The sequence below is a fragment of the Paraburkholderia sp. BL23I1N1 genome (genome assembly GCF_003610295.1).
Taxonomy (GTDB): Bacteria; Pseudomonadota; Gammaproteobacteria; order Burkholderiales; family Burkholderiaceae; genus Paraburkholderia.
In genome coordinates, this window is sequence record NZ_RAPV01000001.1 from 3,725,128 (window position 1) to 3,749,204 (window position 24,077).

General features: G+C 61.0%; 20 protein-coding genes and 1 pseudogene. 10 read left to right on the forward strand and 11 right to left on the reverse strand.

Annotation, left to right across the window (positions count from 1 at the left end; all coding sequences use genetic code 11):
- Window positions 1–10 precede the first annotated feature (10 nt).
- Window positions 11–712: a TetR/AcrR family transcriptional regulator gene (locus tag B0G76_RS17305; RefSeq protein ID WP_120293682.1), complete on the reverse strand. Its 702-nt coding sequence runs from the start codon at window positions 710–712 to the stop codon at window positions 11–13.
- Between the two features lie 109 nt (window positions 713–821).
- Between B0G76_RS17305 and B0G76_RS17310 the strand changes: the two genes are divergently transcribed.
- Window positions 822–1,472 carry a YceI family protein gene (locus B0G76_RS17310; RefSeq protein ID WP_120293683.1) on the forward strand — a complete coding sequence of 217 codons (651 nt, stop codon included), beginning with the start codon at window positions 822–824 and terminating at the stop codon, window positions 1,470–1,472.
- A gap of 76 nt (window positions 1,473–1,548) precedes the next feature.
- Here the strand turns inward: B0G76_RS17310 and tdh are convergent, their stop codons facing one another.
- Together tdh and B0G76_RS17320 are read right to left on the reverse strand one after the other, a co-directional pair.
- The gene (tdh, locus tag B0G76_RS17315; RefSeq protein WP_120293684.1) at window positions 1,549–2,580 is read right to left on the reverse strand and encodes an L-threonine 3-dehydrogenase; all 1,032 of its coding nucleotides are present in this window, start codon (window positions 2,578–2,580) and stop codon (window positions 1,549–1,551) included.
- Between the two features lie 13 nt (window positions 2,581–2,593).
- Window positions 2,594–3,793, reverse strand: coding sequence for a glycine C-acetyltransferase (locus B0G76_RS17320; protein WP_120293685.1), 1,200 nt, complete (start codon window positions 3,791–3,793; stop codon window positions 2,594–2,596).
- Window positions 3,794–3,957: 164 nt separating this feature from the next.
- Here B0G76_RS17320 and B0G76_RS17325 point away from each other — a divergent pair, with 164 nt between their 5' ends.
- The 3 genes from B0G76_RS17325 to B0G76_RS17335 all read left to right on the forward strand — a co-directional run bounded on the left by B0G76_RS17325 (window position 3,958) and on the right by B0G76_RS17335 (window position 6,242).
- Complete coding sequence (locus B0G76_RS17325; RefSeq protein WP_120293686.1) at window positions 3,958–4,584, forward strand: helix-turn-helix domain-containing protein; 627 nt, start codon at window positions 3,958–3,960, stop codon at window positions 4,582–4,584.
- 115 nt (window positions 4,585–4,699) lie between these two features.
- On the forward strand, window positions 4,700–5,098 hold the full coding sequence (locus B0G76_RS17330; protein WP_120293687.1) for a DUF2471 family protein: 399 nt from the start codon (window positions 4,700–4,702) through the stop codon (window positions 5,096–5,098).
- A 76-nt stretch (window positions 5,099–5,174) separates the two neighbouring features.
- Window positions 5,175–6,242 carry a tyrosine-type recombinase/integrase gene (locus B0G76_RS17335; protein WP_120293688.1) on the forward strand — a complete coding sequence of 356 codons (1,068 nt, stop codon included), beginning with the start codon at window positions 5,175–5,177 and terminating at the stop codon, window positions 6,240–6,242.
- An 87-nt stretch (window positions 6,243–6,329) separates the two neighbouring features.
- Here B0G76_RS17335 and B0G76_RS17340 read toward each other — a convergent pair whose 3' ends face one another.
- A complete protein-coding gene (locus B0G76_RS17340) occupies window positions 6,330–7,535 on the reverse strand; it encodes a DNA-binding protein (RefSeq protein WP_120293689.1) in 1,206 nt (401 codons plus the stop codon).
- A gap of 1,958 nt (window positions 7,536–9,493) precedes the next feature.
- Between B0G76_RS17340 and B0G76_RS17345 the strand changes: the two genes are divergently transcribed.
- Complete coding sequence (locus B0G76_RS17345; RefSeq protein WP_120293690.1) at window positions 9,494–10,843, forward strand: replication initiation protein; 1,350 nt, start codon at window positions 9,494–9,496, stop codon at window positions 10,841–10,843.
- A 69-nt stretch (window positions 10,844–10,912) separates the two neighbouring features.
- On the opposite strand, the gene B0G76_RS17350 is transcribed toward B0G76_RS17345, so the two are convergent.
- Together B0G76_RS17350 and parA are read right to left on the reverse strand one after the other, a co-directional pair.
- Window positions 10,913–11,956 (reverse strand): ParB/RepB/Spo0J family partition protein, encoded by a 1,044-nt coding sequence (locus B0G76_RS17350; protein WP_120293691.1) that lies wholly within the window; start codon window positions 11,954–11,956, stop codon window positions 10,913–10,915.
- 24 nt (window positions 11,957–11,980) lie between these two features.
- Window positions 11,981–12,643, reverse strand: coding sequence for a ParA family partition ATPase (gene parA / locus B0G76_RS17355; RefSeq protein ID WP_028195981.1), 663 nt, complete (start codon window positions 12,641–12,643; stop codon window positions 11,981–11,983).
- 1,215 nt (window positions 12,644–13,858) lie between these two features.
- Between parA and arsC the strand changes: the two genes are divergently transcribed.
- Window positions 13,859–14,218 (forward strand): arsenate reductase (glutaredoxin), encoded by a 360-nt coding sequence (gene arsC, locus B0G76_RS17365; protein WP_120293692.1) that lies wholly within the window; start codon window positions 13,859–13,861, stop codon window positions 14,216–14,218.
- Window positions 14,219–14,245: 27 nt separating this feature from the next.
- Here arsC and B0G76_RS17370 read toward each other — a convergent pair.
- Window positions 14,246–15,230: pseudogene (locus B0G76_RS17370) on the reverse strand (sulfonate ABC transporter substrate-binding protein).
- A 250-nt stretch (window positions 15,231–15,480) separates the two neighbouring features.
- Between B0G76_RS17370 and B0G76_RS17375 the strand changes: the two are divergent.
- Both B0G76_RS17375 and B0G76_RS17380 read left to right on the forward strand, forming a co-directional pair.
- The gene (locus B0G76_RS17375) at window positions 15,481–16,857 is read left to right on the forward strand and encodes a gluconate:H+ symporter (protein ID WP_120296469.1); all 1,377 of its coding nucleotides are present in this window, start codon (window positions 15,481–15,483) and stop codon (window positions 16,855–16,857) included.
- 140 nt (window positions 16,858–16,997) lie between these two features.
- A complete protein-coding gene (locus B0G76_RS17380) occupies window positions 16,998–17,288 on the forward strand; it encodes a DUF1272 domain-containing protein (RefSeq protein WP_120293693.1) in 291 nt (96 codons plus the stop codon).
- Between the two features lie 80 nt (window positions 17,289–17,368).
- On the opposite strand, the gene B0G76_RS17385 is transcribed toward B0G76_RS17380, so the two are convergent.
- Window positions 17,369–17,572: a zf-HC2 domain-containing protein gene (locus B0G76_RS17385; RefSeq protein WP_120293694.1), complete on the reverse strand. Its 204-nt coding sequence runs from the start codon at window positions 17,570–17,572 to the stop codon at window positions 17,369–17,371.
- Entirely contained in the window at window positions 17,559–18,167 is a 609-nt protein-coding gene (locus tag B0G76_RS17390) for an RNA polymerase factor sigma-70 (RefSeq protein WP_120296470.1), read from the reverse strand. The genes B0G76_RS17385 and B0G76_RS17390 overlap by 14 nt, the downstream gene beginning before the upstream one ends.
- A gap of 450 nt (window positions 18,168–18,617) precedes the next feature.
- Here B0G76_RS17390 and B0G76_RS43840 point away from each other — a divergent pair, with 450 nt between their 5' ends.
- Window positions 18,618–18,749, forward strand: a complete 132-nt coding sequence (locus B0G76_RS43840; protein ID WP_256390494.1) for a hypothetical protein — start codon at window positions 18,618–18,620, stop codon at window positions 18,747–18,749.
- 476 nt (window positions 18,750–19,225) lie between these two features.
- Window positions 19,226–19,780 carry an NADPH-dependent FMN reductase gene (locus B0G76_RS17395; protein ID WP_120296471.1) on the forward strand — a complete coding sequence of 185 codons (555 nt, stop codon included), beginning with the start codon at window positions 19,226–19,228 and terminating at the stop codon, window positions 19,778–19,780.
- Window positions 19,781–19,863: 83 nt separating this feature from the next.
- Here the strand turns inward: B0G76_RS17395 and B0G76_RS17400 are convergent, their stop codons facing one another.
- A complete protein-coding gene (locus B0G76_RS17400) occupies window positions 19,864–20,898 on the reverse strand; it encodes a hypothetical protein (protein ID WP_120293695.1) in 1,035 nt (344 codons plus the stop codon).
- 268 nt (window positions 20,899–21,166) lie between these two features.
- Window positions 21,167–23,455 carry a hybrid sensor histidine kinase/response regulator gene (locus B0G76_RS17405; RefSeq protein ID WP_120293696.1) on the reverse strand — a complete coding sequence of 763 codons (2,289 nt, stop codon included), beginning with the start codon at window positions 23,453–23,455 and terminating at the stop codon, window positions 21,167–21,169.
- Between the last annotated feature and the right edge of the window lie 622 nt (window positions 23,456–24,077).

Below are 24,077 nucleotides of genomic sequence, written 5' to 3' on the forward strand. Positions count from 1 at the left end.
GGTTCCTCAGTCAGGTTGCGGTGCGCCGGGATGGCGGTCGTTTGCTTGGGTTTTTGCCTCGGGACCTGCTCGCTGATTGGCCTGCGAGTGGGTTCGATTCGCTTGCGGACTCGGTATCGAGCAAGGCTTCCGCGACGGCTCGCGCGTCGAGCGTGGCGTCAGCCTCGCCGCTCACCAGCGCCACAGCAATGGCGCCGTCAAGCAGGATCAGCCATTGGCGCGACAAGCGAGCGGCGCGGCGGGCGTCCATGTCCGATTCGACCGCATATTCATCGAACTGGGTTCGTACGAACGCGAGCAGGCGTTCCTTGTGCTGACGCGCCACGATCCGGATCGGATCCTCCGCGGAGGCGATCTCGCCGGCGGCGTTCATAAACGCGCAACCATGAAAATCCTCGGACGCAAACCATTCGCGCAACACGTCGAACATGCCGAGCAGGTGTTTGCGCGCAGTCTTGCCATGCTGCAGCGTGCCCGCGACAAACCAGTTCATCCAGCGTTCATCGCGCCGCTCCAGCGCGGCGACGACAAGCGCATCTTTCGATTCGAAATGCGTGTAAAAGCTTTTGCGCGCGGTACCGGACTGCTTGACGATCGCATCGACACCCGTGGCGTGGATGCCGCCGGCGTAGATCAACGCTTCAGCAGCCTCGAGCAGCCTGTCACGCGCGCTGCCGGACGCAGCGGATTCAGTTGGGTTTTGAGTAGCCATGCCCGAATGGTAGAACGATCATTCTCCTTCGTCAAGTTTTTTTGCGCTTCGGCGGACTGGGTACGCTTGCTGCTATCGTGGTAACGATCGATCAACTGGAACGAATTTCATGAATCGCTCTACTCTCCGCGCAACGTTTGTACGTACGCTGCTCAGCGCAACGCTGCTGGCGGCGACGGCCTGTACGCCGTTGCAAGTGCTCACTCATACGGTTAGCCAGAACGAAGCGCGTGTGCCGGCCGGACGCTATGACCTCGACCCGGATCATTGCAGCATTACCTTCGATATCGATCACTTCAAGTATTCGCGCTTCACCATGCGCTTTGATCGCAAGAAGGGGCAGCTTGACTGGAACGAAGGAGGACTGGACAAGAGTAGCGCGACGATCACGATCGACGCGGCGAGCATCGATACGAATGTGCCGCTACTCGACAAGATGGTGAAGAGCGCGAGCATGCTGGACGTGGAGCGTTATCCGGAGGTGCGCTTCGTCAGTACGCGCTTTGAGCGCACCGGCGAATCGCGCGGCACACTGAGCGGCGATCTGACGATTCACGGCGTGACGCAACCCGTGACGCTCGATGTAACCTTCAACGGCTTCGCGCCCGATCCGCTCACGAAGAAAGACACGCTCGGCTTTTCCGCGGACGGCCATTTCAGCCGCGCGAGGTTCGGTTTGGCAACGTGGTATCCGGCTGTCGGCGACGATATTCATGTGCGCATTCAGGCTGAATTCGTGAAAACGCCCGCAGGCGCGTGAGCACGATGCGGGCGTTTCGTTTCAGCGGCTGCGCCTGGGTGCGCCGCTTATTCAAGCTTGTTCAAGCTCGTTCAACTCACGCAGCGGTCCAGTCGAGAATCACCTTGCCGCTCTCTCCAGAGAGCATCGTGGCGAACGCTTCCTGGTAATCGTCGACCTTGAAATGGTGCGTGAGGATCGGCGACAGGTCCAACCCGCTTTGCAGCATCGCGACCATCTTGTACCAGGTCTCGAACATCTCGCGGCCGTAGATGCCCTTGATTTCGAGGCCTTTGAAGATCACCTGGGTCCAGTCGATCGCGGTCTGCGCCGGCGGAATGCCGAGCAGCGCAATCTTGCCGCCATGGTTCATCGCTTCGAGCATGCTCGTGAAAGCGCTCGGGACACCTGACATTTCCAGCCCGACGTCGAACCCTTCGGTCATGTGCAGATCCATCATCACGTCGCGCAACGATTCGCGCGAAACGTTCACCGCACGCGTCGCGCCCATCTTGCGCGCGAGTTCGAGGCGATAGTCGTTGACGTCCGTGATCACCACATTGCGTGCGCCGACGTGTTTCGCGATTGCCACCGCCATGATGCCGATCGGCCCGGCGCCAGTGATCAGCACGTCTTCGCCGACCAGGTTGAACGACAGCGCCGTATGCGTGGCGTTGCCGAACGGATCGAAGATCGCGGCGAGGTCGTCGGAGATTTCAGGCGGAATCTTGAACGCGTTGAACGCCGGAATCACGAGGTATTCGGCGAACGCGCCTTCACGATTCACGCCGACGCCCACCGTATTGCGGCACAGATGCCGGCGCCCGGCACGACAGTTGCGACAGAAGCCGCAGGTGATATGCCCTTCACCCGACACGCGATCGCCGATTGCAAAGCCGCGCACTTCCTGACCCATTTCGACGATTTCGCCGACGTATTCGTGGCCGACATGCATCGGCACCGGAATCGTCTTTTGCGCCCAGTCGTCCCATTTCCAGATGTGGATATCGGTACCGCAGATCGCGGTGCGCGTGATGCGGATCATCACGTCGTTGTGACCGACTTCGGGCTTCTTCACATCCGTCAGCGTGAGGCCCGGTGCGCGTTCGAGTTTTGCCAATGCTTTCATGTGCGCCTCCGCTTCAGATGATGCCGAGTTGACGGCCGACGCGCGCGAATGCGTCGACGGCTCGATCGATTTGTTCCGGCGTGTGCGCCGCGCTCATTTGCGTGCGGATTCGCGCACGGCCTTTGGGGACCACGGGGAACGAGAAGCCGATCACGTAGACGCCTTCCTTCAACAACGCGTCGGCCATGTTCGACGCGAGTTGCGCGTCGCCCAGCATGACCGGAATGATCGGGTGTTCGCCAGGCACGAGCGTGAAGCCCAGCGCGCTCATCGCGCTACGGAAATGCGCGCCGTTTTCGCGCACGCGCGCTCGGAGTTGCGCACCTTCGTCGCTGGCGAGCAATTCGAGTACTTTCAGCGAGGCGGCGGCAATGCTCGGCGTGAGCGTGTTCGAGAATAGATAGGGACGCGAACGTTGACGCAGCAAATCGATCACTTCCTGACGCGCGGCAACATAGCCGCCCGATGCGCCACCCAGTGCTTTGCCTAGCGTGCCGGTAATGATGTCGACGCGCGACAGCACACCACAATGTTCCGGCGTGCCGCGCCCCTGTTCGCCGACGAAACCGACCGCGTGCGAATCGTCAACCATCACCAGTGCGCCGTAGCGGTCGGCCAGATCGCAAATGCCCGCGAGGTCGGCAATGATGCCGTCCATCGAAAACACGCCGTCGGTGGCGATCAGCTTGAAGCGCGCGCCGGCGGCTTCGGCTTCTTTCAGCCTGGCTTCGAGATCGGCGAGGTTGTTGTTCTTGTAGCGAAAGCGCTTCGCCTTCGAAAGCCGCACACCGTCGATGATGCTCGCATGGTTCAACTCGTCGCTGATGATCGCGTCGTTTTCGTCGAGCAGGGTTTCGAACAGACCGCCGTTCGCATCGAAACAGCTGGAGTAGAGAATGCAGTCGTCGGTTTGCAGGAATGCGGCGAGCGCTTTTTCGAGGTCTTTGTGCACGGTTTGCGTGCCGCAAATGAAACGCACCGACGCCATGCCGAAGCCGTCGTGATCGAGGCCAAGCTTGGCGGCTTCGATCAGCCGCGAGTCGTTGGCGAGGCCAAGATAGTTGTTCGCGCAGAAATTCAGCACTTCCGTGCCGTTCGCGAGACGCACATCAGCCGATTGCGGGCTGGCGATCACACGCTCGTTCTTGTAAAAACCGTCGGCGCGAATCTGCTCGAGCGTGCCGCGCAGATGAGCAAGGTAAAGGTCACGCATGAACCAGACTCCTGAATGGGTGATGCGCCCCGACATGTCCGGCATTTGCGGCATGGTCGACGTCAAGGCGGGCTGTTATAGTCGGCTGTCAGTTTTATCGGATATTTTCGTTTTTCCGAACTAAAATCTGGTATGCCGAACAACTCTAAACGATAGGTCAGTAAATGGCAAGTTCGGGAAACCGCCGTGCAGCAGCCAACACGGCACCTTCTTCAGGCACGGGCACGGTCGCAGCGATCGCAGCGCCGCCCCGTGTCGGCGAGCAGATTCAGCGTCTGCGCGCCGAACGGCGCATGACGCTCGACGACCTGTCGCGCGCGGCCGGCGTATCGAAGTCGATGCTTTCGGAAATCGAACGCGACAAGGCCAATCCGACGATCGCTGTCGCCTGGCGTCTGACCAATGCGCTCGGCGTCAGTCTCGATTCGCTGTTCGCGCCGCAGAAGGCGCCGGAGGCGATCGCCGTCTCCGGTCCGCACGACATCCCGACGTTGAGTGGGCACGAAGCCAAGTATCAGTTACGCGTTTGGGGACCGATCGAGTTGGCCGGCAAGTTCGAGTGGTACGAACTGACGCTGCAGCCGGGCGGGGCGCTGGTGTCCAACGCGCACGAACCCGGCACGCGTGAACATTTGACCGTGTTGCAGGGATCGGTCGAGATCGAGGCAGCGGGCGCGACGAAGCGGCTCAAGGCCGCGGACACGGCACGCTACGTCGCCGACGAACCGCACGCGATTCGCAACGCCGGAAAAGGCGAGGCAAAAGCGCTGCTGGTGGTGATTCACGGCTGAGCGGCGAGCGCGCCACTACGGGTTTTTGGCGAAATCGGGATGAATTGCACGCTCGGCGGAGGTTGCGCGAGACACTGTATATTTGTACAGTACAGGGTATCGACTGGAGCCGATAATGAACGACCTGACCACCGACCAAGCCGAGCATGCTCTGGCCGCGCTGCGCTATCGAACCGCGGCGCGCGATCTTGAACGCATCGTGCGCAACATCGCCGCGCGCTACATCGTCCAGCAGGTGCCGCTTTCATGGCGCCTGCTCCATGCAATCGAAGCCGAAGCATTAGCGGATCTCGGGTTTGCCAGCCGGCATGACGCGATCATGCTCGGCCTGTTCCAACGGCCGTCCGAGTTGCCTTATCCGGAAACGGACGAGGCCGTGGACTTCGGCACCTCCACCGCGTTGCCGGCGGTGTTTGCGTTTGCCGTCTCGGCCTACGAAGAAGCGGCACGCCGCGCCGCGCAACCTGCGTCTAAAGCTGCGCCGCTCAAGCACGCGCGGGCGTGGGGCGACTGACTTAAGTCGCTGTATTAGGCGCTGTACTTTCATCGGTTGCCACCTACAATATGCGCAACTAACGGAAAGATAGCGTATGTCACCTCTTCATCTGTCCGACCCGGTTCCGCGCCCTGCACCGTCGACCGATCTCTTCGATCGGGAACGTGAAGACTGGCGCCGCGATCCGCAAATCGCTTTCGACGCCTGGCTTGCCAGGCAGCATTTCAGGCGCTCGTCCGCTGAGGTCTATCAAGCGCAGTGGGGACTTTTCCTCGACTGGCTTGCCGTTCGCAACAAGAGTCTGGTTACGGTCGATACGCAAACCATCGCAGAATTCGTGGGCGGGCTTGAGATCAGAAAGCCGCAACGCGTCAGGTATTTACGACTCATTGAACGGGTGCTGGACCATGTGCGCGAAGTCGAATCCGCGTCGACCAATCCTGCACGCTTCATTGCTCAGGATGGCGAAGCAGCGTGGAGAAATGCACGCGATAACGAGCCGACCGGTTTTCTCAACCATGCCGAACGAGCCACGCTCATTGCGCATCTGTTTTCGCCCGTGCCGGCCTTGTCCGCGGCGCAACGCTGGAGAGAGCGACGCGACCGTGCATTGATTGCGGTGTTTCTTGGCGGCGGACTCAAAACGGGCGAGGCTGCGGCACTTGCGGTTAGTTGCGTGAATGTCGGCTCTCCGTGGGTCACGATCGAGTCCGCGAATCCGTTGCTCACGCGGCGTACCCGGCTCGCGCCCTTCGCGGCCGCCATTCTCGACGCATGGCTTGCCGAACGGCGCCTCTCCGAACTGGCCGGCAATCTGGTCTTTCCCGCTTCGCCTTCAGGACGCCCCATGCACAAGGCGACCATGCTGCGCGCCGTCGACGCATTGATCGACGCGGCTGGAATCGCCGCGTCGCGGGCCTCGCGCGCCAGTCCGCAAACTTTGCGCAACACCTTTGCCGCGGACCTGTTCGAGAGCGGCGTTGAGGCAGAACTGGTCGGGCAATGGCTGGGATTTGTCCAAGCGGTGTCTGCTAACCGCTTGTATCGGTCGTGGCAAAGGTGGATGGATCAGCAGGATTCGCCGGTTGTAGATGAACCGGATCCGGCCGCTTCGCCAATGCCCACGCCCCGGCGCGACGGGCGTTTGACGCGGGAAGGGTGATCGGTGAGTCCTGAAAGTACTCATCCTTGGAGTCCCGAATTTCCTCACCTTTGGCGATTTAGCCGCTATGACGTCCGCGCCGAGCGGTCATGCCGACGCCGCAGTCGAAGCGAGCGACAAAAACCGGCTGACGGCCTCCAGTCTTGATTTCCCGGGTCCTGACGAGTGGTCGCACTCAGGACACTGCAGTTCGAAGCGGTGATCGACTTGCGATAGCTCGGGCTCACCTTCTTCACATTTCGGGCAGCGCAGCGGCAACTTCACCTGGCCGTCCGCTGCCGTGCCGATCGCTGTCAGCTCGTCGGTCGTGAGCCGACCCGCTTCGACCAGCGAACACAGCAGACCCGCGATCGCCGGGTCGATGCCCAGTTGGCTCCGCAGCATGGCAACTTCTTTCGTCAAAGCATCCACTTCATCCGATTGCTCGCGCAGTTGCGCGTCGAGCCGGTCGCCTCGCGCCTTGGCTGCGGCGATCTGCTGGATAAACTCGAATTCCTTGCGGCTCGCATCACGCACCCCCGATTGATAGGTGGCGGCCATGCTGCGTAAAGAATCAAGCTCGACCAGCATCGGCTTCACGCGCCGCTCGGCTTCGGCGACGGCGTCCTTGATCTGCTGCGCATAGTGTTCAGTGCTTTGGCGCAATTCGACATGCAGTGCGTCGATCCGGTCGCGGAGCGCCGCGTTGGTCGCCTGTTCGGTCTCAAGACGATGACGCAGCGTTTCGTTTTCCCCGTCGAGCCGGCGCACCGTTGCCTGCAAACCTTCCTGGTGAGCGGTGCCATGTGTCGTGGTGCTGGAAAGCTCCGCCTCGAGAGCGCGGACGCGTTCCCACGCGGCTTCCGCTCTCAATTCGCTGCGCTTGATTGCCTCTTCCGACACGTCGAGGCGAATTTCTGCTTCTCGGGCGCGTTGGTCGGCTTCGGTAACCTGGACCCGAATTTCCTCGCGCTCGCTGTCAAGGGTGGAGCGGGCACGGACGACGGCTTCTTCAAAGAGTGCGCCCAACAGTTCTCCCGCGCGCTCTTCCAAGCCTTTCGGGATAGCGCCTGCGCCGACTTTTACGCGCGACACCGTTCTGATCCGTTCCCAGAAGTGGTCGATGTCTTTTGGAATATCGCTTGCGCTGCCTGTTTGGGTCAGGTCGCGAACGGCCGCCATGGACGGACGAATCCCCAAATCGAAAAAGAGTCGCTTGCAGGCATGCAGCGAGAGTTCTTGGCGCCGTGCCCCACTCGCCCTCAAGGATTCAAGCTCGTTGCGGATAGCCTGCCGTTCCTGATCCAGATTCATGTATACCTCGATGTTGCTCGAATTGGATAAATCATAACAATTTACGTATTGTTTGCTACGTATTTGTTTGTGGTGCGTGTTATTTGGCTAGTTGCGGTAGTTTAGGGCTGCTGGTAGGTCAAGAGATTGGGCCAAGCCGGTTTTTTCCGTGAAACAAAACGAAGACTAGCCAATAAGCCTTTGTAAATAAAGCGCTTTCATCGGTTTCTTTCTGATCGTGCACTGTTTCACGAGCACGTCATGGTAGCTGAGGGGGGGAGATGTTTTGTCCGAAGGACACGCGGGGAAATGCTAGAGAGTAATAAAAGTAAACACCCTTGAACCCATGTTAAAAACGTTAACGCCATGGCAAACCCTTACCAGGCAGGGGTTTCAGCCCGGTAAGGTGAAGCTTTGCGGGAGAGGTGGTGAGATCTTGCAGGAGTGTGGAGTGATGAGGTTCGGGGGCCTTGGTGAGTGGGTCCGGGACAGAACGTGAGCGGGTTCAGGAGCCACTGCAAAAGTGCGGTTTGGCTAAAGGTGAGATTTTGCGGGACCTGAGCGCGCCAGATCGCCCGGCAGCACTCAAAAGCCGGTTCAGCGCCAGATAACCCTGAAGGTGAGCGCTTTCGGGACCGTCTTGGACGCCAATTTTGGACCTTATTTGGGCCTCGTTAACCCCATTGGTGAGTCAAGACGGGAGAAAACGCGAACCGAAGGTGAGACTTTCCGGGGCCGAGGTGCCATTTTTGCCTCAATTTTGTGCATTCCGAGGCTTAAGGTGAGCATTTGCGGGAGCTGAACCGGATTTCGTCCGAAAATCTGTCGGCTACGTCAAGGGAGTCCTTGTTCCCCTGTGGGGAAAGGTGAGGGAATTCGGGGGGCCTGGATCCAGGCGATCGCCAGCTCGTCAATTGGCCTGCTTTTTGCCTGAGGTGAGGTTTTTCGGGAGTCTTTTGGGACGCTTGCGATCGCAAAGGTGAGGAAATACAGGACCAAAATTGCTGCAATGGCTCGGAAAAGCCCTACGGACGCTGTCAGAGCGATTTCGATTTTGTGGCTGCTGAATCCTTAAGGTGAGGTTTTTCGGGGCCCTTCGCGCTGCGGCCAGAGACGGCGGATTTCACCAGAACGCTGTTAAAGGTGAGGATATACGGGAGTGCGCACGCATAGCCCGGCTGACAGTTGTTCCATAACGCGATGAAATCATTGAATAAATTTTGTGCGCAGCGCAAAGGTGAGGTTTTTCGGGGGGCCTTTTTCGCGGCTTGCGCAAGCCTCTTCCCGGCACATTGGTGAGGTTTTTCGGGAGTATTTATCGGTGTTTTTCCAGGCCACCAGGTCTGGAGGCCGCGTCGTTCCGAGCGTTCGGCCGAGGCTGAGGTGAGATTTTTCGGGAGCCTTTGGGGGCATTTGTCCAGACTCGGATCTCACGCTTGTGTTGCCGGGGTGTCTGTCCGCCATGTCCGGCAGCCATTGACTCAGATGGCGATGGAGCGATTGCCATGCGCATCTGTGCGGGGAAGGCCGGATGGCCGTGGAGATCGACGGGTATGTATGCCGGCGAGCTCCGTTGCGGCGCCCGCTCAGGTTGGGGCTCGGCGCATCTGCCGGGTGCTTCCCCTCCCCTCTCCGCTGAAATGAGCCGAAGCGCGTTCGAGCTGCTGACTCTGCGCGAGTGCGTCCCGCTCGCAACATGCGCCTGGCCAAAATTCACGAGAATTTTTTGAGGTGAGAAGATTCGGGATCGACTAGCTCCCGTTCGCGGTAGGTCAGAAATCGGTCAGCATTTCGGGAGGCCGCGACCTGTAAGGATGCCCTGAACCTGGTGTGAAACGGGTGAGGTGAGGGTTTTCGGGAGTTGCTCGAGGTGAGTTTCGCTCCGTAAACTCACTTCACCGGGAACGGTGAGATCCGTGCTATAGACGTGTATCACCGCAGCCGGTATGCTCTCGCCAAATCCCTCCTCGACCAGACGCATGGCCACGAAGCGCGCGAAGAAGACAGATGTAGTCAGCCCGAGCTCGGCCGAATTGCGCAAGGCCGTCGAGGCGATCGCCATCCAGCCCAAGAGCGGCAAGATCACCCTTCTCACCCGCAAGCTGTTCAACGTTCTCCTTGCCGTCGCTCAGCAAGCTGACGAGTCTGGCGACACTTATCGGGCCTTGCTGTCCGACATCGTTGCTAATTCGGCATTCGATTCGAACGACACGGCGCTCGTGAAAGAGCACTTGCGGCGGATGGTGTCGGTGCAGGTCGAATGGAGTACCGGCACGTCCAGCCAGAAGCCGGGCCGGAAATGGGGTATCTCCACGCTGATCGCCGACGCAGAAATTCTCGAAGACCCTACTACTCGCCGCGTCTGGGTGGAGTTTTCGTTCGCACCGAAGATCAAGAAGAAGCTGCTCGACCCGGTTCAGTATGCGCGACTGAGTCTGCAATTCCAGAGCCAGTTGCGAAGTAGCGCGGGTCTCGCCCTTTACGAGATTTGCGTTCGCTACCTGACCAACCCGAGCCATCTAACGATGCGCGAATCATGGGAATGGTGGCGTCCTATCCTCTCAGGCACCCCCGACACTGAAGCGGGTGACGAGGCGAAGCGCGAGTACAAGTACTTCAAGCGCGATTACCTGCGTCCGGCCATCGCCGAGGTGAATGCGGTCACCAACATCTTTGTCGAATTGATCGAGCACCGGGAAGGACGGCGGGTCGCCGAAATCCAGTTCCGCGTGACCGAGCGCAAGCAGCCCATGCTTGCACTCGACGAACACCCGAATGTGTTCGACAGCACCTTGGTCGACCGGATGGTGAAGATCGGGATTCCGCTGAAAGAAGCGCAAACCCTGTATGCCGATAGCGAAGAGAACCGGATTCGCGCGGCGCTCCAGATGACCGAGCAACGCATGCGCAGCACGTCGTTGCCCGCTGTGCGCAGCGCACCGGCGCTGTTCAAGGATGCGTTGAAGAAGGGCTATGCGCCGCCAGTCGAGGCGCTGGCGTCCGGTAGCGGTGGCAAAGCCGCAGTGGCTGCGCCGGCGGACGACCTGAAAGCACGTCTGCTTGGCGAGTACTCGGCGGTTCGCCGCAAGGAAGCGCGGGAGCTTTACGACGAGCAAGGTGAGTCCGAACGGGAGATCGCGCGGAAGTCGTTTGAGGACGACGAATTGCCGGATCTCGGCACCCACATGCGGGACGATTGGCGCCGTCGTGGGCTGGACTCGAAGATCGTCGAAACGGCGTTCTTCGATTGGCTGGCTCGCAAAACGTGGGGTGAACCCACCGATGGCGACCTGCTTGCCTTCACGCTGAGCCAATCGCGCGCGGCGTAATCATCAAGAAAAACGGCGGCGCACGAGAGTGCGCCGCCGTTTCTTTTCCTGCTGGGACTTTCCCCTCCTTTACTTCAGCATCTTTTCAATCTGACGAAGAATGTCGTCACGCTTTTCGCGCGTGAGACCCTTCAGACGTAGTTCGATCCGATCGTCCCCATACGACTTCAGATCGCCGACCGCGACACCGCCGAGCTTGATTTCCAGACGCTGCGCATAGCGTTGCCGACCCGCCGGCTTGGTACTCTCCTGCGCGCTTGCCCTGCCCTTCACGATGTCCGCGACTTGTCGCGTGCTCAGGTCGTCCGAGAGGATTTTGTTGATCAGACGCAGCGTGGCGTCGGCGCCGCGGGCAGTGTGATACCGTCCCACCTGATACGCCATGTTCGAACCAAAGCGGTCAGGTCTGGCGACCATCTCATGCATCACCGTCTCGGGCAGCTTGGCGATCGACAGGGCGACCGCGACGGTCGACTCGTCCAACCCAAGGTGCTCGGCGAGCTCCTTCTGGCTCTGGAAATGCCGATCGTCGAGAAAGCGTTTCCAGACGACCGCGTTGTCGAACACCGTCTGCGAATCGCGCTGGACGTTCAGGTCGTAGCCGAGCTTGTAGCTCTGGATGCCGATTGGCAGATCGATAACGATCGCCTTCACCGATTCCTTGTTCGCTTCTTTGAGCGCCCGTACACGCCGGCCGCCGTCGCTGACGAAGTAGGTGCCGGGATTGTCGTAGTCGGGAATGACGTGGATCGCCTGCTGCTGTCCCTGCTTCGCCAGATTAACGGCGAGTTCGGCAATCGACGACTTCAGATAGAAATGGCGCGGATTGAACGGGCTCGGCTTGATCGTTTTGAGCGCGAGTTCGATGACCTGGCCCGGACGGTAAGCGTGTTCGATCCGCCACGCGCGGTAGGCCGTCGACTCATTGGCGATATCGGCAGCTTCGGCTTCCGCGACGTCTTGCGATATGACTGGCTGGATGATGCGGCTCGGCACCTCGCCGGTCTTGACCATGCCGTCGATCGCATTCAGGCGGTCGAGGGCGGTTCGCTTTTCGCTGCTGGTCGTATCAGGACGTGCTTGAAAGCCTTTGGCAAATTGGGAGGGTTTCATTCAGGGTCCTTTATGCGCATAAATTCAGGGGAGCAAGGCTGCGATCTCGTTGGCGCACGCCCGTACTTCGATGGCGGCGAGCTTGGCGCCGCGATCGTTCATCTGAAGCACTGTCTGCCCCAACGCCATTGCCTGCTTATAGGCTTCGCGCGTCGGGATTTGGGTCTTAAGCAGTGGGAAACCGAGCTCTTCCAACGCGCGCTTCAGTTCGCGCGTGAGCATCCGTTTCTCTTCGGTCTTATTCAACAGAAAGACTGCGCGCAGGTCCTCGTTCATGACCTGGGCTTGCTGGACGAGCTTCACCAATCCGACGCTCGACCAATAGTCAGCGGGTGACGACGACGTCGGCATGATCGCGACGCTGGCCGCGAGTAATACAACGCCCGAAACTTTCTCGGTGATGGAGGGGGGGCAGTCGACGACGATGATGTCGTAGTCCGCCACGAACTTCTTGATCTCGCGATGGATCTGGCTGCCGGCTTCGGAGAGGTTGACGACCGGAAAGGGGATGCCGGTTTCGCCGTCTGATGATGCGCTGGCCCAATGGATCAGTGTGTTTTGACCATCTGCGTCTACGACGAGGACGCGCTTGCCTTTCTCATGGAACGCAGCGCCGAGGTGCATCGCGATTGTGCTCTTCCCGACCCCACCCTTCTGCTGAGTTACCGCGATGATTTCTGCTGCCAATCTTCACCTCCTCTTTTTAGACGCAGATGGATTTTACCTGGATGAATTCGCATTTCAATCGTTTTTGTGTAAACGCGGGAAGAATTAGCCGTTCGGGATAGGTTTATGCGCATAAAGAGGATTGGGGCATGGTGAGCGATAGCGTGGCGGCCGTGAATTGCGATCAGCGGTGACGCGTTGGTGGTGTCTGTGAGATATCCGACGCTGTGGGACGCGAAAGGGATGAGGCGGCGGCGCGATACAGCGCGATAAGAGGCGGCACTGCTTGGATAGCGGAGCATCGACCATTTCGGATTCGACGCGGTCCCGCTCGGTCTGGCGATGCTCAACAGCATCGCTTTTCGGATGGACGGTCTTTTGGCGGCGAGAGGCATTTGCTGGCCATGAGTGAGCCCAGGCGAGCCATTTCCCGCAGACAACTTTATGCGCATAAACCCTTCGGGCCGCAGTCGCGCATCGAGTCGTCGCCGTCGTGGTGTCTGACTACGCGGATCGACGCATGATGCTGTCGGCACGGCACGGCACGGCACGGCACGGCACGGCACGGCACGGCACGGCACCCGAACGCCGAACGCCGAACGCCGAACGCCGAACGCCTAGGACTGGGACTGGGACTGGGATTGGGACTGGGACTGGGACTGGGACTGGGACTGGGACTGGGACTGGGACTGGGACTGGGACTGGGACTGGGACTGGGACTGGGACTGGGACTGGGACTGGGACTGGGACTGGGACTGGGACTGGGACTGGGACTGGGACTGGGACTGGGACTGGGACTGGGACTGGGACTGGGACTGGGACTGGGACTGGGACTGGGACTGGGACTGGGACTGGGACTGGGACTGGGACTGGGACTGGGACTGGGACTGGGACTGGGACTGGGACTGGGACTGGGACTGGGACTGGGACTGGACTGGGACTGGGACTGGCGCAAAGCACCGCGCTCACGCTTGTAGCAGGCAAGCTCCACACTATGAGCCGAAGCGTCCAACAGAGTGACGCGTGCCATCCCAAGTCACGCGACGACAACATCCCACATGCGCTTTATGCGCATAAACCGAACGACGCCATCACCAACAGACAAAGAGCCCCTTCGGCAACCCAACGAAACCTGATCGCCCACCTCGGCGAAGGACCCCACCCGATCCTCCACCCGCTAAAATCCCCGCAAAAAGCTCCCTGCAGCCCAACACAACCACCGCCTACCCAATAGCCATGATTACCATCTACCACAACCCGCACTGTTCAAAATCGCGAGCGACGTGCGACCTGATTGCCGGCACCTACAACAGCGCAAACGAACCAACGGAAATTGTCGAATACCTGAAGCAGGCGCTCACGGTCGCGCAGTTAAAGCCACTCAACGCACAACTAGGCTGCACAGTTCGAGAGATGATCCGCGACACAGAAGCCGAGTACAAAGCACTCGATCTCTCCGACGTCACGCTGAGCGACGCTCAGTTATACGAAGCATTAGCAAAACACCCCGTCCTTTTGCAACGACCGATCGTCGTGCGAAACGGGCGTGCCGTGATTGGCCGTCCGCCGGAAAATGTCGAAGCGCTATTCAAGTAGGCGTCGAACCACCACCATCTGCGTGACCTAGGCCTTGGCAGGCAATGCAGCGTCCTTCGTGACGATCTTCGTCGGAATAATGCGCAGTTCGCTGAACGTGTCGGCAATACGTTGTTGTTCTTCTAATACGTTTGCATCGACGGGTTTGTAGATATGCGCGTAGTGCCGCAAACCCGCTTCGATCACGCCTGCGTTGAGCCCCTGGATCGGCGCGAGCTGTGCGGCTGCCTCACTGTAGTGGCCGCGTACCCACGCCCCCTCTTTACCTACCTCGTCCATCACGATCGCGAGCACGTCGCCGTTTTGCTGCGCAAACGGCCGCGCGCTCAGGAAGAACTGATGGTGACTCACGATACCTTCGGCGTCGACGAGCAAGCGGGCATTCGACTGGCGTTTTGCCGCCTCGAGGAACGGGTCCCAGATCGCCCATGCGTCGATCGCACCGCGTTCGAAGGCTGCGCGCGCGTCGGCGGGCGCCAGAAAAAACAGGTTGGATATCGCTGTAGTTCACGCCGCTCTTCTGTAAGGCGGCGACCAGAAACCAGTGAACATCCGAACCTTTGTTGAGCGCGATCTTTTTGCCCTTCAGATCGGCCAGCGTTTTGATCGGTGCATCCCGATGCACGAGGATGCCTTCGGCATGCGGCGTCGGAATCTCATAAGCGGCGTAGACGAAGTTCGCGCCAGCCGCCTGCGCGAACACGGGCGGCGCCTCGCCGACATAACCGAAGTCGATCGCGCCGACATTCAACCCTTCGAGCAGCTGCGGTCCGGCGGGAAACTCGGTCCACTTAACCGTCACGCCAAGCGGCGCGAGCCGCTTTTCCAGCGTGCCGTGCGCCTTCAGCAAGACGAGGGTGTTGGCCGCCTTCTGATAACCGATACGAAATTCCTTTGCATGGGCGTCCGCGGCGAAGACAGACGGGGACACAAGGGGCAAGGCCGCGGCGGCCAGCGAGGCGCCCACGCCGGCGATAAACGCGCGACGGTTGAGCAGCGGATGACGGGACATAAAAGTGCTCGTTCAAAAGACGGCCGCAAAACGGACCGATTGGCGTCGACGATAATTCGTCTGCAAGCCTGGACGAACCGATAAATTCGCATAAGCAAATCACGCTGACTGGCACGGGGCAGGCACGGCACACGCGCGGCACGCACCGGCGGTTCTTATCTGCGTGCCCGGCTGCGTCAAGCCGCCGCACCCCGCTACAATCCGTCATCCGCGCGCAGTCGCGGTTGGGTTAATGGAACAAAGGGACATCGTGCATCCAACGACAACACTCGCGCCGTGGTCATCCCACGACACTCAACTGATCTTGTCGTGCGTGCTCGGGCTCGCACTGATCATCGTGTTTATCAGCGCGCTGAAGCTCGCGCCGTTTCTGTCGATTCTGGTCGGCACGTTCGCGGCCGGCTTTTCCACCGGCCTGCCGCTGGAAGCGGTGGCCAGCGCATTCAGCAAAGGCGCCGGTGCGTTGCTCGGGGACGTCGGCATCATCATTGCGCTTGGGGCGATGCTCGGTGCGCTGATGGCGGAATCAGGGGCTGCCGACCGGCTCGTCTCGACCATCCTCAAACATTCCACGCCGCGCACGCTGCCGTGGATGATGGCGCTGGTGGCGATCATTGTGGGCTTGCCGCTCTTCTTTGAAGTGGGTCTGGTGATGATGGTGCCGATCATCTTCGTCATGGCGCGCCGCTCGCAGCAGCCGATCCTGCGGATTGCGATTCCCGCGCTTGCCGGTATGACCACGTTGCACGCACTGCTGCCGCCGCATCCGGGTCCGCTGATTGCGGTGAGCGCGCTGCATGCCGATCTCGGCCTGACGCTCGGCCTTGGCCTGATCGTCGCGATTCCGGCGGTTATTCTCGCGGGTCCGGTCTATGGCATCTGGCTGTCGAAACGGATGCACGTGGTCGAGCCGGAAGAAATGGGCAAGCTCTTCACCGCGCATCAAACCACTGGCGAGCCGCCGAGCTTCGCGATCTCGCTGATCACGATCCTGTTGCCCGTCGTGCTGATGCTGGGCCGCACGGTTGCCAAACTTCTGCTTCAACCCGAGACTTTCCTGTTCAACGCACTCAATTTTCTGGGTGAGCCGTTAGTCGCACTCGGCCTCACCGTGCTATTCGCGGTGGTCGCGCTGGGCTGGTCGCGTGGCATGGCGCGCGACCGCGTCGGCGGCATTCTGCGCAAGAGCTTGCCGCCGATCGCCGCGCTGCTGCTGACCATCGGCGCAGGCGGTGGCCTCAAGCAGGCGCTCGTGGTGGCCGGCATCAGCACAACGATCGGCAAGATCGCCGTCGGCGCGCACATGCCGCTGATTCTGCTGGCATGGCTGATCGCCGTCGCGCTGCGGCAGGCCACCGGTTCCGCGACGGTGGCGACCACCACGACCGCGGGCATTGTCGCGCCGGTCGTCGCGGGTCTCAGCACGACGCACAATTCGCTGATGGCGCTCGCGATCGGCGCCGGTTCCGTGTTTTTCTGCCACGTGAACGACGCCGGCTTCTGGATGGTGCGCGAATACTTCGGGCTGCAATTGAAGCAGACGGTGATGGTCTGGTCGGTGCTGCAGACGATCGTATCCGTCGTCGGCCTGGTATTGACGTTCGTGTTGTGGACCGTGTTGACCTGAGCCCGGTAACGGGAATCGCGAACGGTGGCAGGAATTGACGCCTGGGTGTCAATTCCGTACGGCATTAGATGCTTACACTGCTTTGCCATAGACGAGGTGCAGTCCCGCACCTCGCTCCTGCCAACGTGGAGCCACCCATCATGCTTGAACTGAGACCGTCCTGCGAAGGATGCGGCAAATCACTGCCGCCGAACGCGCCCGACGCGATGATCTGCACGTACGAATGCACTTTCTGCGAAGTGTGTGCGCTCAGCACGCTGCGCAACGTGTGTCCGAATTGCGGCGGCAATTTCCAGCATCGGCCGATCCGCACGCGCGCGCAGTTGGCCAGGCATCCGGCTCGCGCCGAAGCGCATCCCGTCTCCATCGATGAAGCGTCGCATGCCGGATTCTTCGAGCGCTACCGCAACACGCCGCCTGGCGATCGCTAAACAAGCCACTCGCAGAATGGCGGCGTTCAATTCGCCGCCGTTCGCCGCAGCCTACACGCCCTCCGCCAGACGCCCCGCCTTCAATCCTCGCTTCCACCCGTCCCCGGCGTCGCAATCCCGCTCACCGTGCGCGCAGCCAAACGCAGCAGGCGAATCTGTTTGCGGTAATTGCGGCAGCCGCTGCACGTCGGCAGATGCAGCCGGATCGCGACCCATTCACTAGTCGTCAAACGGCGGTCGAGCGCGTCGGACAACAGGCGCGTGATGTGCTTACACTTCCCCATTCGCATCCTCTCTGGATAGTCCCTTTTCGCTCAGGCAAGTGCGCAGGCGCAGCCGCGCGCGGTAAATCAGCACGCTGCAGTGATTGGCGGTCATCTGCAGTTCGGCGCAGATCGCTTCGGTTTCGAGATCGAGGAACTCGCGCATCATGAACACTCGCCCGATGTGCTCGGGCAGGTGTTCCAGACACATCTCGAACAAGGTCCAGAATTGCTGCTGACGCAACGCGGTCTCAGGCGTCGGCCACGGTTGCGGCTTGGTCTCGCGCGACCAGTGGCCGTTATCTTTGAAGAGTTCGCGATCGAGCAGCGTCTCGCCGTCGATTTCGGATTCGAGCGCCGACAGGTTCACCGTGCGCTGCCGGGCGCGCAAGGTGTCGACAAGCTTGTGCCGCAGGATGCCGAACACCCACGTCTTGTGTTCCGATTGCGCGGCAAACCGGTCGGCTTGCGTCCAGGCGGCGGCGAGAGCCTCCTGGACGGCGTCTTCGGCGGCAGCGGCATCGCGGAGTTGCAACCGGGCGAAGCGCAACAGGTCGCGCCGCAGTTGCGTCAGATAGACGGGATCGTCGAGCGCCGGCCCGCTTACTTGCGCCATGGCATGCTCCGTCGCCGCGCTCGCGGTTGCCGCACGCTTTCTTCTGAATCGTGGTGGTTCATAGGCGGGTGAGTCTCCTCGCGCAGTTCCCGGAAATGTGCGCCATTCTGCCGCACCTTCCTGCGCAAGCGAATCGGTATTGAACATGTGCCCGCCAACAAGCGATGACCTGATGACTTTAGTCGTGCCGCAACGGGCTTTATGACAGGAAAAAACATTATTGCGAAAAATGAAATCAACGTTGCGGCGGCGAATCATCACTCGCAGCGCCCAGGCAAAGGCATGCTGTCAGGCATGTCTCAAACCCGCCCTAAATACCCATCCTGATTCTTTCATTATTTGAAAAAATGTCTTCCTGTCTTCGCTATTTTTAGGCGGACACTGAATCGTTACTCTTCAGTCCATCGATCGCACCAGATCGCAAACCAAACGCTGAAGAGGAGTCGCACCATGAAACGCATTCTCACGGCCCTGATCGCTTCCGTCGCCCTGTTTGCTGCTGCTTCGGGCGCAGCTGAAGCGGCTGCGCCGGCCCAATGCAACGGCCCGGCATCGTACTGCAACGTGTTCTTCGGTAACTGATTGTCTGCAGGACACAGGTCCAGCGCGGGTCTGCTGACGAGACGGGTTCTCGAAATCAAAAAAGGGCGTCGATAAAGACGCCTTTTTGCATTTAATCCAACACGTTTGACGCGCTTTTGAAAATGCCGATGATGCCCGACTGTTTGCCGGGACTGAGGGCTGGCAGCGTGTGGACGGCAATTTCGCCGTCCCGGAATGACAGCAAAAAACACGCTTGTGCCTAAAAACGCCCTAGGCCGAAAGCATGCTTGATTGACAAGGCAAAAGTACCAGTTATCCACAAGGTTATTCAGTGATTCTGTGGATAACTTTTGGTGCTACCGGGTTATCCACCGGTAGCAACTTCCACGACGGAAGCCCGCGCGGCCCGAAGTGGGCGTTTTTGTACCCGCCGCCGCCATCCCTTACGGCTTTTGCCTATGATGGACAGTTCGTACCCTTTTGCGCGTCAAGCGCCTCACCTCAAGGAAGCGAACATGGCCTATCACATCGCAGTCGTTGTCGGCAGCCTGCGCCGCGAGTCGTTCAACCGCCAGTTGGCGCAAGCCGTGATTTCACTCGCGCCCGCGGACTTCACGTTCGAATTCATCGATATTGGCTCGTTGCCGCTTTACTCCCAGGATTACGACGCGGATTATCCCGACGTCGCCAAACACCTGAAGAAGCGTGTCGAAGCCGCCGACGCTCTGCTGTTCGTCACGCCCGAGTACAACCGCTCCATGCCGGGCGTTCTGAAGAACGCGCTCGACTGGGGCTCGCGGCCGTGGGGTACCAATTCGTGGGGCAACAAGCCTGGCGCGGTGATCGGCACGTCGCTCGGCGCGACCGGCACGGCGCTGGCGCAACAGCATCTGCGCAATGTGCTGGGGTACCTCGATGTCGCCACACTCGGCCAGCCTGAAGTGTTCATCAAGCACGACCCGGCGACCATCAATGAGAAGGGCGAAATCGTGAACGACGGCACCCGCAAGTTCTTGCAGAGTTTCGTCGACCGCTACGTTGCGTGGGTCAAACGTCACACCGTCGCCTGACGGCCAATTCGCTTACCCGTCCGCACCAGGACACGCCGGCGTGCCGCGACCTCGCGGCACGCCGACGCGGTCACCGCGTCCGCCTAGACGTGGTGATGCCCCGTCACCCTTTCCCAGCCATGACGCACGGCGAGCTTGAAGCGCTCCCACGTGCTGTCCGGCGAGGTGGTTTCCCAGTGACGCCGGGCTTCCGGTTCGACATCGTCCCAATGCTTGTCGCGATAACGTGCGTCCTGCCCGATCTCCGCGCCATAGCGATAGGCCGGCACGTAGTCTTCATAGCGTGCGTTCTCCGCCGCGTATTGTTCGTCGTAGTGCGTGCGGAAATCCTCTTCGTATTCCAGATACTCGTTCGGCATCTGGCCGCCTGAACCCGCGCCCGGCTGACCGGTCTCCGGAGTGATCTCTTGCGGCTGCAGGATCGCGCCCGAGCCCGGCATAGAACCGGCAGCGATCGCGGTACGTTCCGCATCGCCGACCAGCGGATCGGTGATGGGCTCGTTGACCGGATCGCGCACCGGCCGCTCACCTGGCGACGGCGGGACAAACGGCTCGGCGTCGGTGCCCATGAGCGGCGGCGGATAGAGCGAATCTGCCGAGGTTGCAGGCCGCGTGGCTGAACCCGGCGTTGCCCCGCCGGGCGTCGCTACGCCGGGCGTCGCCACGCGCGATGTATGCGGCGTGCCGGGCGTCATTGCGCCGATGCCGAGTTCGTCGAGTATCGAATGTTCGCGGCTCGATGCCGACGGCGTGTCCCAATCGGGCAGTCGCTCGCCGATGTCGGTCGCGCCCAGCCTCTTCAAGGTAATGCGAGCGAGATCCGCATGCGATTCGCTTGCCGCGCTCACGCAGACCAGCACGGCGCCCCGGCGCACGGCCTCGGTATAGCGGGCCGTCTCCGACGCGCGCGGACCGGTCGCAAACAGGCTCGAAAGAAAGCGCTCGATATTGGCGAGCACGCCGGAACCGGCAACCTCTTCGGTTGCGGAGCCGACGGAGGGTTCCGGATTCGCCTGCAACTCAATCGTTTCGCGCGCAAACCCGGTCTGCACAAGCGTGTCGCGCGCGGCTTCCGCTTGAGAATAGGTGTCGAATAAACCAATCACAGTGTGTCGCATGGCTGTCCCCCGGCGTATCTAGCTGGAACGGATGGCGCAAGAACGCGCCAGCCACCTTCCCTGAAAAAACACCGCAACGATCATGCCGGGATCGGCGCGATGCGCCCCCACGCCTGCTGTTGCCTGCCCAGGCCGGTTGGGCGGCTTTGGGCGGCCAGGGCCGTCTGGGGCACGCTGGAACCGTGACATATCGTTGCTGCGCTTTTTACAACCGCCGGTAATAAGAGGTGAATGCGGCGAAAGCGGCAACGCTGACAAGGCACGGTTTTTACCCCGCCGGATGCGTCTCCGCGGCCGGATCGGCGCCCGTTTGCGCGAGATCGCGCTGGATTGCCTGAAGGAGTGTTTCCAGCAACGCGATATCGAAGGGTTTGGACAGCACCCGCACATTCACATGCCGCGCGCGATCGAGTTCCTCCGCGTAGCCGGTGACCAGAATGACCGGCATCCTGGTGTCGAAAGCCATCACGGCTTCGGCCAGGTCGATGCCGTTCATCGTGCCGGGCATATGGATGTCCGACAGCACCAGATCGAACGGCAGCGGCTCGCCAGTGCGCGCATGCCTTGCGTGGGCGTCGTCGAACAGGCACAGCGCGGTGTCGGCATTGAACACGCACGTAACCTGGTGGCCCATCATCTGCAGCAGCGCTTCCGTGCCGGCGGCGACTTCGTCGTTGTCCTCGACGAGCAGAATGCGCAAGCCGTGCGGCGCGCCGCTTTCCGCGACGCTCGGCTCTGCCGGCAATTCGGCCTCGGGCGCGGCCGTGGCGCGCGGCAGATAGAGACGCACCGAGGTGCCCGCGCCGATCGCGCTGTCGATGGCGGCAAGCCCGCCGGAGCGCTCGCAAAAGGCGAAAACCTGCGGCAGCCCGAGGCCCGTGCCCATGCCCTTCGGCTTCGTGGTGAACAGCGGTTCGAAGGCGCGTGCGAGCACTTCAGGCGGCATGCCGCCGCCGGTGTCTTCAAGCGACAGTTGCACGAAGTCGCCCGTCAGCGGAAAACCGTCCTGATGGCGGAAGTTGATATTGGCGGCGCGAACGGTGAAGCGGCCGCCGTTGGGCATGGCGTCGCGCGCGTTCACGGCGACGTTGATCAGCGCCAGTTCGAGCTCGGCGACGTCGACACGCATGGGCCAGATATCGACGCCAATGTCCATCACCAGCGAAATCTTCGCGCCGAGCGATGCGCGCAGCAATTCGCGGCATGCCGGCAACCAGCGCTCGAGCGCCAGCGTCTCATTGCGCAACGGCTGCTTGCGCGCGACCCCAAGCAATTGCCGGGTAAGCGACTGGCCGCCCTTGAGCGCCCGTTCCATGGCCGACAACTCGCGCTCGAGTCCCGGCGTGCCGCGCCGCCGGGCGATCTGCACGTTGGCTGAGACGATCATGAGCAGGTTGTTGAAATCGTGCGCCACGCTGCCGACCAGATTGCCGAGCGCCTCCATCTTGCGCGACTGGCGATACGCAGATTCGATCGAGCGGCGCATCGAGGCTTCGGCCTGCCAGCGCTCCCACGCTTCCTCCTCGGCGCCAAGGCGGCGCAGCGACAACCAGATCACGCACCACAGTACGATGGACGGCGTGAACATCGACAGGGTCAGCACGCTCAGATGCCGGTACCACGCGGCCCAGATCGCCGAGGTGCGATAAGCGCACGACGCGTACACCGGATAGGCGCCGACGCGCCGGAATGCGAGGATCACATTGTCGCCGTCGATGTCGGAATGCATTCGCACGACGCCGGCTCGTCGCCCTTGCGCCAGCGCTTCGGCCAGCGGCGAAGCCGGCGCCGTCGCCACGGGTTCGCGCGGGCGGCGCGGATAGTGGGCAAGGATCGCGCCGTCGGCGCGCAACAGGCTCATGATCATCGGCGTGCCGTCGCTGCCGCCGAGCAGCTCCCGGTAGAACGCGTCGAAATAGCTGGGCCGCAGCGCGACCGAGACGACCCCGGCAAACGAGCCGTCGGCGGCGAGGCGCTCCACGCCGGTGTTGAATACCTGCTCGCCCACCACGTGTCCCGCCATCACCTTTGAGACATGGTCGAGGCTCTTGCCGCCGCGAATGCCGATGAAATCGTCGCGATCGGCAATCGATAACACCGGCGAGGGATAGAAGCGGCTGGTGGCGAGCAGATCACCGTCGCGGCCGAAAATCGAGACGGCCGCCACCTGGGGGTAGCCGCCGCCCATGGTGCGCAGCTTCTCGTGAATCTCGCCTTCTTTGGCGCGAATGCCGTTGTCGTCCAGACCTTGTGTCAGATCGACGATGCGCGCGTCCAGCGTCTCGTTCATATCGAACACTTTCAGCGCATGTTCTTCCGCCACGCGCACGGTGCGCAGCGTCACGTCGGTCGCGTCGGCCATGCGCCCGCGCAGATCGTTGAAGGCCATTGCCGCGACGTACACGCACGGCAGCACGATAGCCGCGACCAGCAGCGCGATCAGCGTGATGCGCCGGACGTGGAAATTCTGTTCCGGCACGGCCGGGAAACGCGCCTCGTCCCGGCGGTTAGCGGGACGGCGGCTCGCTTCGGGTGGGTCGAACCGGTCTGGTGTCATGGTCGATAACGCTAAGGTCGTTCGGGACGAAAGGGCCTGGAGTCGGCCTCACACGAAAAGCATAGACATGCAGCGGCGGCACTGGTTACTGTGACAAGGGTCGGCCCGCGATTTGTCTGGCGTTTAAATCAGTGACGAATCGAGAAGCGCAAACGTACACAAAAGTATAAATGCAAAAGAAAGCCTTCCGAATCTACCAAATTATTTTAAAAATTGGTGCTTAATGGGAAAATCTCTTTAACCAATGCGAAATTGGCGTGTTGCCTTTCCGCCGTTTTGCTTCGAAAATCGATGCCATCACAAATAATGTATCCGCCATGTCCGGATGCATCTGCCGCGAGGGCCGCCAGACAACGCGCACAACGCGTGAGCTGAGGCGCTCGCGGGAACTGGCGCGCGGCAAGGGGACCAGCCCGATCCGTGAAGCCGCGCGGATTCATCTACGGGGTAGGCTTCGAACATGCCGGTCATAGCCGTCGTCCACCGTGCTCGCACGCATCCATGCGCGCCCACGGCTTCCGTCAAAAACGCCTCGCTGCGCGCTCCCCCCGCTCGTTTGCAAGCTGCATTCTCGCAAGCTTCAGCCCGCTTTACCGCCAGTCGACAGACCGCGCGTTAAAGA

Bases quoted from the DNA above. Each gene is read 5' to 3' on its own strand.
- B0G76_RS17305 (WP_120293682.1), bottom strand. From the start codon at position 712: ATGGCTACTCAAAACCCAACTGAATCCGCTGCGTCCGGCAGCGCGCGT.
- B0G76_RS17310 (WP_120293683.1), top strand. From the start codon at position 822: ATGAATCGCTCTACTCTCCGCGCAACGTTTGTACGTACGCTGCTCAGC.
- tdh (WP_120293684.1), bottom strand. From the start codon at position 2,580: ATGAAAGCATTGGCAAAACTCGAACGCGCACCGGGCCTCACGCTGACG.
- B0G76_RS17320 (WP_120293685.1), bottom strand. From the start codon at position 3,793: ATGCGTGACCTTTACCTTGCTCATCTGCGCGGCACGCTCGAGCAGATT.
- B0G76_RS17325 (WP_120293686.1), top strand. From the start codon at position 3,958: ATGGCAAGTTCGGGAAACCGCCGTGCAGCAGCCAACACGGCACCTTCT.
- B0G76_RS17330 (WP_120293687.1), top strand. From the start codon at position 4,700: ATGAACGACCTGACCACCGACCAAGCCGAGCATGCTCTGGCCGCGCTG.
- B0G76_RS17335 (WP_120293688.1), top strand. From the start codon at position 5,175: ATGTCACCTCTTCATCTGTCCGACCCGGTTCCGCGCCCTGCACCGTCG.
- B0G76_RS17340 (WP_120293689.1), bottom strand. From the start codon at position 7,535: ATGAATCTGGATCAGGAACGGCAGGCTATCCGCAACGAGCTTGAATCC.
- B0G76_RS17345 (WP_120293690.1), top strand. From the start codon at position 9,494: ATGGCCACGAAGCGCGCGAAGAAGACAGATGTAGTCAGCCCGAGCTCG.
- B0G76_RS17350 (WP_120293691.1), bottom strand. From the start codon at position 11,956: ATGAAACCCTCCCAATTTGCCAAAGGCTTTCAAGCACGTCCTGATACG.
- arsC (WP_120293692.1), top strand. From the start codon at position 13,859: ATGATTACCATCTACCACAACCCGCACTGTTCAAAATCGCGAGCGACG.
- B0G76_RS17380 (WP_120293693.1), top strand. From the start codon at position 16,998: ATGCTTGAACTGAGACCGTCCTGCGAAGGATGCGGCAAATCACTGCCG.
- B0G76_RS17385 (WP_120293694.1), bottom strand. From the start codon at position 17,572: ATGGGGAAGTGTAAGCACATCACGCGCCTGTTGTCCGACGCGCTCGAC.
- B0G76_RS17390 (WP_120296470.1), bottom strand. From the start codon at position 18,167: ATGGCGCAAGTAAGCGGGCCGGCGCTCGACGATCCCGTCTATCTGACG.
- B0G76_RS43840 (WP_256390494.1), top strand. From the start codon at position 18,618: ATGAAACGCATTCTCACGGCCCTGATCGCTTCCGTCGCCCTGTTTGCT.
- B0G76_RS17395 (WP_120296471.1), top strand. From the start codon at position 19,226: ATGGCCTATCACATCGCAGTCGTTGTCGGCAGCCTGCGCCGCGAGTCG.
- B0G76_RS17400 (WP_120293695.1), bottom strand. From the start codon at position 20,898: ATGCGACACACTGTGATTGGTTTATTCGACACCTATTCTCAAGCGGAA.
- B0G76_RS17405 (WP_120293696.1), bottom strand. From the start codon at position 23,455: ATGACACCAGACCGGTTCGACCCACCCGAAGCGAGCCGCCGTCCCGCT.